General features: G+C 44.5%; 8 protein-coding genes and 1 pseudogene. 7 read left to right on the top strand and 2 right to left on the bottom strand.

Annotated features, from left to right (window positions below):
• Positions 1 to 122 precede the first annotated feature (122 nt).
• From H5300_RS15400 to H5300_RS15380, 5 genes and pseudogenes are all read left to right on the top strand, one after another.
• Positions 123 to 971 (top strand): annotated as a pseudogene (locus H5300_RS15400) (sulfatase-like hydrolase/transferase); the annotation flags it as partial.
• Between the two features lie 61 nt (positions 972 to 1,032).
• The gene (locus H5300_RS15395; protein ID WP_048662480.1) at positions 1,033 to 1,710 is read left to right on the top strand and encodes a hypothetical protein; all 678 of its coding nucleotides are present in this window, start codon (positions 1,033 to 1,035) and stop codon (positions 1,708 to 1,710) included.
• 12 nt (positions 1,711 to 1,722) lie between these two features.
• Complete coding sequence (locus tag H5300_RS15390; protein ID WP_182796349.1) at positions 1,723 to 3,171, top strand: DUF1254 domain-containing protein; 1,449 nt, start codon at positions 1,723 to 1,725, stop codon at positions 3,169 to 3,171.
• Between the two features lie 176 nt (positions 3,172 to 3,347).
• Positions 3,348 to 4,592: an NADH:flavin oxidoreductase/NADH oxidase family protein gene (locus H5300_RS15385; RefSeq protein ID WP_182796348.1), complete on the top strand. Its 1,245-nt coding sequence runs from the start codon at positions 3,348 to 3,350 to the stop codon at positions 4,590 to 4,592.
• A 218-nt stretch (positions 4,593 to 4,810) separates the two neighbouring features.
• Entirely contained in the window at positions 4,811 to 5,725 is a 915-nt protein-coding gene (locus H5300_RS15380) for a LysR family transcriptional regulator (RefSeq protein WP_065606858.1), read from the top strand.
• A gap of 106 nt (positions 5,726 to 5,831) precedes the next feature.
• Here H5300_RS15380 and H5300_RS15375 read toward each other — a convergent pair whose 3' ends face one another.
• Positions 5,832 to 6,872 carry a DUF1214 domain-containing protein gene (locus H5300_RS15375; protein WP_182796347.1) on the bottom strand — a complete coding sequence of 347 codons (1,041 nt, stop codon included), beginning with the start codon at positions 6,870 to 6,872 and terminating at the stop codon, positions 5,832 to 5,834.
• A gap of 667 nt (positions 6,873 to 7,539) precedes the next feature.
• Between H5300_RS15375 and H5300_RS15370 the strand changes: the two genes are divergently transcribed.
• Both H5300_RS15370 and H5300_RS15365 read left to right on the top strand, forming a co-directional pair.
• Entirely contained in the window at positions 7,540 to 7,776 is a 237-nt protein-coding gene (locus H5300_RS15370; protein WP_017060944.1) for a YdcH family protein, read from the top strand.
• Between the two features lie 192 nt (positions 7,777 to 7,968).
• Positions 7,969 to 8,865: a LysR family transcriptional regulator gene (locus H5300_RS15365; protein WP_004732242.1), complete on the top strand. Its 897-nt coding sequence runs from the start codon at positions 7,969 to 7,971 to the stop codon at positions 8,863 to 8,865.
• A gap of 105 nt (positions 8,866 to 8,970) precedes the next feature.
• On the opposite strand, the gene H5300_RS15360 is transcribed toward H5300_RS15365, so the two are convergent.
• Positions 8,971 to 9,780 (bottom strand): SDR family NAD(P)-dependent oxidoreductase, encoded by an 810-nt coding sequence (locus H5300_RS15360; RefSeq protein WP_108176798.1) that lies wholly within the window; start codon positions 9,778 to 9,780, stop codon positions 8,971 to 8,973.
• Between the last annotated feature and the right edge of the window lie 173 nt (positions 9,781 to 9,953).

The raw sequence follows: 9,953 nt of genomic DNA, 5'->3' as shown, positions 1-9,953 counted from the left end.
ACGAGTAGAATCGTGCATCTGCTCGAGTTGCAGCTTTTGTTGAGGAGTCAGTGTAATTTTCATGGGTCTTAGCATGATCCTGATTTTATCGAAAATCAAGCACCTTCATTGATCACGGGTATAGACATGAAGCGGAGAAAGACGAACAACCTTACTTCATGTGGTACAACCCGACTCGTATGCACCAAAAAACACATGTGCGTCCGGAGTACCAAGGCGCGAGCCAAATCAACACCTATTACGATGGCTTGATCGAACTTGATGACCAGATCGGTGTGCTGCTCGACAAGCTTGAAGACTTGGGTGAAATCGACAACACCATCATTCTCTTCACCTCTGACAATGGCGTAAACCTAGATCACTGGCCTGATTCTGGCTCTGCATCATTCAGAGGACAAAAAGGCACGACATGGGATGGCGGTTTCCGTGTGCCAATGTTGGTCAGCTGGCCAGATAAAATCCCTCAAGGTGAATACACCGATGGCTTCATGACTTCAGAAGACTGGGTGCCAACCATTATGGCTGCTGTGGGCGAAGGCGACATTAAGCAAGAGCTGCTAGATGGAAAAGAGTTAAACGGCGAGCGTTATCAAGTTCACTTGGATGGTTATAACCAGCTGGACATGTTGACCAAAGGCGAGCCGAGTCAACGTCATGAGTTCTTCTTCTACAACGAGCAAGATTTGAATGCGTTCCGAGTGGATGATTGGAAAGTGCACCTAAAAACCAAAACGGAGTGGATTGCGCCTCCTGAAGAGTGGCCACTAGGAATGCTCATCAACATCAAGGCTGATCCTTACGAGCGTAGCCCTGATACTCGTGGTTGGTTCTTATGGATGAAAGAGAAGTCTTGGGTATTACCAAAGCTGCAAAAATCAGCGGCGGAATATCAGAAGTCACTCAAAGCGTTTCCACCAAGACAGAAAGCCGGTGGTATTGGTATGGCAGACAAATCAGTGGTTGCTGACTAACGCCAAATACGACTAATACAAGGTGTGCTGTAACAAGCGCACCTTACTATCGGACAATAATATGAAGAAACCGTTACGTCTGCTCACGGGCACCTTTTCCAGTTTTACACTCTCTATCTTTGCGCTTATCCCCTTTGCATTTTCCGTTTCCGCTCAAGAAGAACCTGCCAGTGATATGGCTGACCCAATGGCCGTTTATACGGGAGGTGAACTAATTGCGGGAAATAAAGGGCTTGGCGCTACCTTCCAATTTGGCGTGAATCGTGGCGATTGGGGTGTGTTGGGTAAGCTGGAAGGCAAAAACAACTTTGAAAACTATCGAGCACGATTCTTCACACCCAATAAGAAAACGGGCACCGGCTTGTTTGTTGATGCTGGACACGACTTCTCCAACGACGATCTAACATCGAACTACGCCTCTATTGGTGTGATGCAAGCATTCGAGTTAAGCGACAAATTTAAACTCTACAGCGCCATAACGTATGGAAGGATGTGGGAAGAGAATAACCAATTTCAAGACACTCAGATCATCAGCAGTATTAACTACTTAAAGTACGATTTTGCTGACCAATTTTATCTTCAACTCGCCCCTCAATACACCTATGGATTGGATGGTGAGAACACACGAGATTTCTCTGCTGAAATGCAGCTGGGCTACAAGGTCGATAGTGACAACATCATCATTTTTAGTGGTGATACAGACAACAACACTTGGATCACCTTCCGTACTCGCTTCTAGTTAGGACATTAAATGATGAAAAAAAACATTCTTGCGGCAGCACTGGCTTGTGCTTTCATGGTTGCACTTCCGTCTCCGATACTCGCGAGCCAACCCGTGGACGCGACCAGCGCAGCTGTGGCAACAAAAACAGCAATGGGGATAAAAACGGATACTCTCCCCGTTGAGATGGCGAGTTTAGCGTCGCTCAAAAAGGATAATCAGCTATTGGCACAACTTGCCTACGAGTACGCGTACTCGATAGATGAAGCCTACAAATACTTTTACAAAACCGTCGTTGAGCAAGACTACCCTTTGAATCGATTCCAAAATATTCGAATACTTGCTGACGACACTTACACTGCGCACCCGACGATTAACAATGACACGTTACACTTGATGGGTTGGATGGATCTAGCCGCAGAGCCGGTCATCATTACGATTCCAGACCATGATGACAATCGATACTGGTTGTTCCATACCATGAATATGCAGCACTTTACTGACTCGGCTTTTGGCTCTCCACAGCGAGGCACAAAAGGCGGCAGCTTCATGTATGCGGTTGAAGGATGGAAAGGTGAAGTGCCTGCGAGTGTCGATCAAGTCATCTATGTCGAGCACCCGTTGGTCAAGATGATGGGTCGAATCATGGACCTTGGCGGTGACGATTCTGCAACTGCTCAAAAGTTAATGGATCAATGGAATATTAGGACGTTGTCGGAATATTTAGGTCAGAAAGGGCCAGATCCTGTTGAGCGCGAGTATCCAGACCCTGAAGATTCTAATTGGGTCGAACGAACCAATTTCATCTTGTCTGAAGGAACAATGAAGACGCATGACCAAAAGCTGCTTGAACTGTTCGAGTTCATTGGCTTAGGAGATGTTGAATTAGGCAAAGCCAATCATCCATTTACGAAAGAGCAGCTTAGTATGATCGAGTCTGGTCAAAAAGACGGACTGGAACGAATCATTAATGCGGGCTTTGATGATTCACGTGACGTGTTAGGCACTCGCGATGAAATGACCAAGGTTCCTAGCTTTCAGCACGCCTACGGCACCTTAATGGGCCAATGGGGGCTGCCTGCAAAGCACACTATGTATAGCGGTGACTTCTTTGATAGTGAAGGTGCTGCGCTCGATGGCGGAAAATACGATTACACCGTGACCTTCGATGCGCCACCGCTAGAAGAGGGTGGTTTTTGGTCATACACGGCTTACAGTGGTGAAACCCGATTGATGGAGAAAAACGAGTTAAACCGTCATTCCCGTGGAGACAGAACGCTAACGCCTAATGCTGATGGCAGTTACACCATTTACATGAGTAGCGATGTAAAAGGGCATGAAGATGATCCTAACTTCTTACCTATCCCCGATCATCAATGGTATTCAGTGTTACGTATGTACACGCCCGGTGAAGAGGTAAGAACAGATAAATGGAAATCGACACCATTTACTAAGGTTAAAAAATCCACGATAAAGTGATGACTTAAATCTCCTGTTTAAGGTTTTGTTTATAGTCGATTAATGCCAGCTGCTATGTCGCTGGCATTTTTTATTGAGCGAAACTTGCTTCGAAATAGGCGTTAAATGCTCAGAACTGTCGGATAAAATAGGGCATACTGGACTGAATATATAAACCAAAGAAAGTAACCACGCGCATGAATCCAATCTGCCTCAACGACCCTTTTTCTCTTCCTAATGGCCAAGTGATCAAAAATCGCCTGTTCAAATCGGCAATGAGTGAACAGCTAGGTGATAAACATCATAACCCTAAGCAAGGTTTAGTCACGCTTTACCAGCGTTGGGCTCAAGGAGGAATTGGCCTATCCATGACGGGCAACGTGATGGTCGATAGAGGTGCGCTTGGTGAACCTAAAAACGTTGTGTTGGATGAGCAAAGTGACTTAAGCGTATTTCGTGAGTGGGCGAAGGCTGGAACACAAAATGGTTCGCAGATATGGATGCAATTGAACCACCCAGGAAAGCAAATCCCTAAATTCTTATGTGATAGCCCGGTTGCGCCTTCGGCTATCTCTTTAGAGCGTGGATTAGAAAAAGGCTTTAATACGCCACGAGCTCTGACTGAGACGGAAATCATCGCAATCATTGATAAATTCGCGCTGAGTGCAAAGCTTTCAAAACAAGCGGGTTTTACCGGTGTGCAGATCCACGGTGCTCATGGCTATCTCGTGAGTCAGTTTTTGTCTTCAAGACACAATCAACGCCAAGACAAATGGGGTGGATCACTCGAAAACAGACTTCGTTTTGTGCTTGAGGTTTATCGCGCGATTCGAAAAGAGGTCGGTGAAGATTTCCCGGTCGGAATTAAGCTCAACAGTGCTGACTTCATGAAAGGTGGCTTCACTGAAGAAGAGTCGATGCAGGTTGTGCAAACACTGAGTGATAACGGTATCGACCTGATTGAGATCTCTGGCGGCACCTATGAAAGTCCATCAATGATGGGTTCAAAGAGCAAAGCTGAATCAATCAAGTCCAGCACAGTAAAACGTGAAGCGTATTTTATGGATTACATGGTGAAGGCGAGAAAACTCGTGAGTACACCGCTGGTGGTCACGGGTGGTTTTCGAACCGCGCAAGCAATGAATGAAGCATTAAACACCTCGGCGACCGATTTTATTGGTATTGCGCGAACAATGGCGGTTGATCCTGATTTCCCTAACAAGTTAATTGAAAACCCTAGCCACGGCATGCCGCTAACGGTGCCAACCACAGGTAAACCCGCATTAGACAAGGTGGCGATGGTCGGGCTGGTTTGGTATGAACATCAGATGTGGCGCATTGCCTCTGGTAAGAACGCCGACCCAAAACTAAGCGCACTCGGTGTGGTGTTAAAAACAATTTTCAGCGCCGGCTGGCACGCTTTCAAAAAGCGCAGAGCGTAAGCAGTCATGGATTGTTAAAGCAGAACTTTGAGGAATTGAAGTTCTGCTTTTTTCTATGATGATTTATTGTTTAGTTTGTCTAGATAGTAAGAAAGAGTTAAAGATCGTTAAGCGAATCAATCGTCAAATGAGCCATAATGAGAGAGATATTCGCTAAGTTAGCTTTTATCGCTAGACGGCTAAATCTCTCCCTGACCAAACTTTAATGACAGGTAACTATGAAACAATTGGATCTCAATTTAATCCGCGTTTTTCTGGTTTTGCTAGAAACCCAAAATACTCGCATTGCTGGCAATAAATTGGCGCTGAGTCAGCCCGCAGTGAGTAAAGCACTAGGGCGATTGAGAGAATACTTTGATGACGAATTGTTTACTCGTGTCCATTCAGGTTTGAAGCCAACTCCACGTGCGTTAGAGCTTGGTGAACGGCTGCCAATGATCATGGAAAGCTTGGACGACGTGATTCTTGAAACTCCAAGCTTTGACCCTGCCGAGTATCAAGGCAACATCACGATTGCGATTAACGGTTTTATCTCGAACTGGCTTGGTGCGCGTTTATGCCTTGGTCTCATTCAAGAAGCGCCCAATGCTCAAGTCAATATCGTTAATTGGGGCTCTCAAACGCTGAAAAAATTGTTGGATGGCGAGATACAAGCAGCTATCAACTTTTCTCCAATCGACACGAATAAGCAGTTTACCCATCAGATTATCGGTGAGGATGACTTTGTCGGGTTGGTTAAAACCGGCCATCCATTAGCTGGCAAAGTGATTTCACAGCAAGAGATAGATGAAGCGGAATACGCGAGTTTGGTGATACCGGGGTGGAATGATATTCAGCCTTATATCGCCAAGCATTTGTCGACAGAGCAGCTTAAAGTGAAAGCAAGAAGCTCGTATTTGCACACGCTATTAGAGGTCATTAAACAAAGTGACATGATTCTACCGTGTTCCAAGCAGCTTGCTCTTTATCTTCATGAAGAGTTCGATTATCTCTCTTTTCCTGATTATGCACCGGAAGAGCTCAAAAAGATCGTGTTGGTGGAATCTCATAACAAGAGAATGCACCCGATGAATCAATGGCTTAAGCGCAAAATTATCACTACCTCCCAAACCATCATAAAAGAAAAGCAATAAGCCTCTCAAATGAGAGGCTAGGTTATTGTTAGTAGCTGTTATTGTTAGCAGCTGTTATTGCCAGTTAATTAACACTAATCACTCGCAATTCAGTCGTTATTCCCCGCTATTGAGCAGTGACCTGTGGGAAGTTGTGCATCTCACCTGATGCTACCGCTTCATCACTAGGACGGTATGCACGAACCGCAAAGTTCCAGCCATCATCGTTTACTTCAATTACGTTATTTGCAGCGTCACAGGTTTGCCCTTTTGGCGCAAAGTGGATCGTGTAAGAACCGTCTTTATTGGGTGTTGATGTCGTTGAATCAGCACTGTTGTTGTTCGTCATCAACCAGCCTTGGCTTGAATAGGCCGTAATTGACCAATAACCGCCTTCGTCATAACGTAATGAGGGTGCTTCAAACGTGATGTTTGCACATTCTGTTTTACCTGTGCCCGCTCGTGATGTATACACAGCATGCTCTGCCGGCATACCAGCCCAACCCACCGCAGTACCAATCATAAACTGCTTGTTATTTGATGTTGCTGTGATGTTTGGTGTGAAGGCTTCTTCTGTCTTGATGTCATTAACTAGCTTCTCCCATTTTGCTCGGACGTTATCTCGAGAAGTATCATCCCAATCTGAAGCAGGTTCAAAAGGCTTAGCTGATTTCGCATTAATGACCGCCGCATCTTGCAGTCGATGCGCTTCATCTGCGCCAGCACTTGTTGCAGTTCGCATCAGTATGTAGATGTAGTCTGAACCTGCGATTTCTGAGTCGATGTAAATTTCTTCGCCACCATAAATGGCCATGTGGTTATCATGATTGTTATTGAAGATATGCATGATCTGGTACGCATCGCCTTTGGCCAGCTTGAATGTTGCGCCTTCTGAGACATCGACAACCGCGGTTGAATAGAGCAGGTCGGTGTTAGAGCGGATAATCATTTGGTTCTCTACCGTTACGTTCTCGCGATTATGCTCAAAAACATTAACCGGTTGATGCTCTAACTGTTGAGTGAAGTAAAGGTCGCTTTCTGCACGAGCGAAGTTTTCGTCGGTTACTTCAACTGCTGCCATTGTTTGCATTGATGTGATGGTAATCAGTGTTGCTAAAATGGTCTTTTTCATATCTTTTACCTTGAGGTCGTCATTAGGAGATGACACTAATGTATCGGTTTGGCGGTGATTCTAAAAATGAATTGATGTTATTTAGATAATAACTAAAAGGAATTGAAAGGCCGGTTTTTGTGAAGCTTAGAGAGAGTTGTGACTGTTTTTTGTTCGTTTGGTGAAAGTTTTTTGCACGAAGACAGGTCGTTAGTTAATGAAGCGATGCTTTGTTCATTAACTAAGGCTTTATCGGCAGGTAAGGCTTTAGTTAATGACTGAGGTATCCGCGCTTTTAAGCACTATGCTTTAGTCATGACTAACAGAGGATTAATTATGAAATGGCTTATCTTATCTGTAACGCTATTGTTCGTGGCAGGATGCCAATCGACAGGCTCTGACACGTCTTCACATGATCAAATGAATCGAGTTCATTCTGGTGGTTGTAGCAGCTAATCCTTTTTTGAAAATACTTTTTAGCTGCTGTTATTATCATTTCTGTCACTGTTCTTATAAAGAACTCACTTCTACAAAGCCTTGCGATTACGTGAGGCTTTCTTCTATGTAAAACAACGCATCCCTGCCGATTTATGTTGTAAATTTGTGAATCTGAACTGTCTATATTCTAGGCTGTGTACTGGATCTCATTTGTTATTTGAGTCCCTTGCTAAGGTAAATAATGAATGTGTACTACCAATCACTTTACTCAACTTAAGAGGTTTCTATGCTAGGTGAAAATCACTCTCTTGTTCACGAATTTCCTGAAATGAAAGACAAAATTGCTGAGCTTGCTAAAACTGACGATGGCTTTGCAGCAGATATGAAGACATACGACAACCTTGATAAAGAGATTCGTAAACTAGAGCTGAAAGATTCACCCATTGATGACGGCTCGATGCACCAATTGAAACATGATCGTTCTGAGCTTAAAGATTTACTGCATGCTCGTTTAACGGGCTAGTGAGTTGGTAATTTTGCTGACTATCTAAATGGCGAATTACAGACTTAGACAAAAACTCCTTCGGGAGTTTTTTTTCGTTTTGGCTCAATCACTTCTTCACAATTCAACTGAGTTAATACGTTGTATTGTTATGTGAATGACGCATAATGAGGGTTACTGGTACACGATTTTTAAGATTTTATTGGTAATCTCATGAATATTGAACACCTCAAATTGTTTGTTCGTTTAGCTTCCACACATAACATCAGCATGGCTGGGCAAGAGCTTGGTTTGTCTCCTGCTGTTGCAAGCTCGCACATCAGTAAACTGGAAGACAATTTAGGCGTTCGCTTGGTTCACAGAACCACTCGTAAGGTCTCTTTAACCGAAGAGGGGGAAGCATTTTTACCTCATGCTGAAGAAGTGTTATCGAGTGTGGATGCTGCCAAGTCGGCGGTCGGTGTGGGCTGTGATTCTCCAACCGGAACGCTTCGAGTTACCGCATCTGCGTCTTTTGGACGTTTGCATCTTGTTCCTGCTTTACCTGGATTCTTAGAGCGCTACCCTGGGTTAAAAGTCGATCTCAGGCTATCAGATTCGATGGTGGATGTTGTTGAGGGTGGCTTTGATATCGCAATTCGTATCTCAGAGCTGAAAGACTCGACACTGATTGCCCGAAAACTTGCGACAGACAAACGTATTGTGTGTGCATCGCCTGATTACTTAATCAAATATGGTAAGCCAGCTACACCTCGAGATCTTAATGATCATCAGTGTATTAGCTTAATTGGTTTAGAAAACTGGACCTTCAATACTGAAAGCGGGCCTAAGACGATTAAGGCATCTGGGTCGTTCAGGGCAGATAACGGGGAAGCACTGCGTGACGCAGCCTCAGGTGGTATGGGGATCACGGTGACATCGAATTGGTGTGCCTATGAACAACTGAAAAGTGGTCAGCTGGTTCAAATATTAGAAGATTACCCATTAACCTCAGAGCCTGCGATTTGGGCTGTGTACCCAAGCACAAGGTTACTTGCACCAAAGGTGAGAGCCTTCATTGACTACTTCTCTGAATATTATGGTAATCCACCGTATTGGGAACAAAAGTAGAGACAAACGTTGTACGAAAAAGCCCTGCGTTTCTAAGTTAATTTATTAGAAACGCAGGGCTTTTTTATTGAGATTTGCAAATTAACTCAGTACGAGTCGTCGCAATTAAGAAAGCGTTGCTTTGATGATCTCTTCAATTTTAGCGACAACTTGTTGTGACTTATCGCCGTAAATCGCATCTGGGTGCGGGTTCGCAAACGTGTTGTTGTCGTTATCAAAGTATTGACCGCCTGCTTGTGCGAACTCATCAGACAATGATGCGCGAACCAGAATATCAGAACCGATGCTTAGGTCGCCGCCTGCAATGCCATAAGCGTCTTTCACCATCTTACTGCCTAGTAATGAAGCTGGGTTAACCGCAACCACCATTGGCCCCGTAGAGCCTAACTCTTTTGCCATCTCGCGAGTCCACATAGTGATCGCAAGCTTGCTTTGTGCGTAAGCGTCGCCATCAGAAAGCGGTTTCTTGCCTTCTAGCGCTTCGATGTTCACTGCTGCTTGCGCCGCTGAAGACAGGTTCACCACTCGGCTAGATGCATCGAGGACAGGTAGCAGACGTTTAGTCAGATGGTATGGTGAAATAGTATTCACAACAAAACGAACATCTAAACCGTCCTTAGTGATCGGGTTCGGAGTGTTGAACACACCTGCGTTGTTAATCAGTACATCAATCTTATCGTGCTCAGCAATTACTTTGTCAGCCAACGCATCCACATCAGCCAGAACAGACAAGTCTGCCACGTAACTTTGAATTTTCGCTTCATCAGAGATAGCCACAAGCTGCTGCTCTACGTCTTTGAGCTTGCTTGGGTTACGTCCATGCAATAAAACGTGGTGGCCTTGTTGAACAAGTACTTTTGCCGTTTCGAAGCCGATACCATCGGTAGAGCCTGTGATCAGAATAACTTTTTGCATGGAATAGATTCCTTATTAAAGCGCTGACATAGTGAGCGTTTCTAAATGTGTCGTTTCGTTGAGGTAAAGAATAGCAACCTTTTATGAAGTTGATAATCAACCGGATTAATAAAACACTATTTAGTTTTTGTTGAAAATGGGGGAGTGAACAAAGCCTCAGTCCGTGCGAAGGA

Origin of the sequence: Vibrio sp. SG41-7 (assembly GCF_014164465.1) — a bacterium.
Lineage (GTDB): Bacteria > Pseudomonadota > Gammaproteobacteria > Enterobacterales > Vibrionaceae > Vibrio > Vibrio splendidus.
Note: the sequence above shows the minus strand (reverse complement) of the source record. Positions and strands in the feature narration are given on the sequence as shown.

Excerpts from the sequence above, each read along its gene's own strand:
- H5300_RS15395 (WP_048662480.1), top strand. The coding sequence starts at position 1,033 with ATGAAGAAACCGTTACGTCTGCTCACGGGCACCTTTTCCAGTTTTACA.
- H5300_RS15390 (WP_182796349.1), top strand. The coding sequence starts at position 1,723 with ATGATGAAAAAAAACATTCTTGCGGCAGCACTGGCTTGTGCTTTCATG.
- H5300_RS15385 (WP_182796348.1), top strand. The coding sequence starts at position 3,348 with ATGAATCCAATCTGCCTCAACGACCCTTTTTCTCTTCCTAATGGCCAA.
- H5300_RS15380 (WP_065606858.1), top strand. The coding sequence starts at position 4,811 with ATGAAACAATTGGATCTCAATTTAATCCGCGTTTTTCTGGTTTTGCTA.
- H5300_RS15370 (WP_017060944.1), top strand. The coding sequence starts at position 7,540 with ATGCTAGGTGAAAATCACTCTCTTGTTCACGAATTTCCTGAAATGAAA.
- H5300_RS15365 (WP_004732242.1), top strand. The coding sequence starts at position 7,969 with ATGAATATTGAACACCTCAAATTGTTTGTTCGTTTAGCTTCCACACAT.
- H5300_RS15360 (WP_108176798.1), bottom strand. The coding sequence starts at position 9,780 with ATGCAAAAAGTTATTCTGATCACAGGCTCTACCGATGGTATCGGCTTC.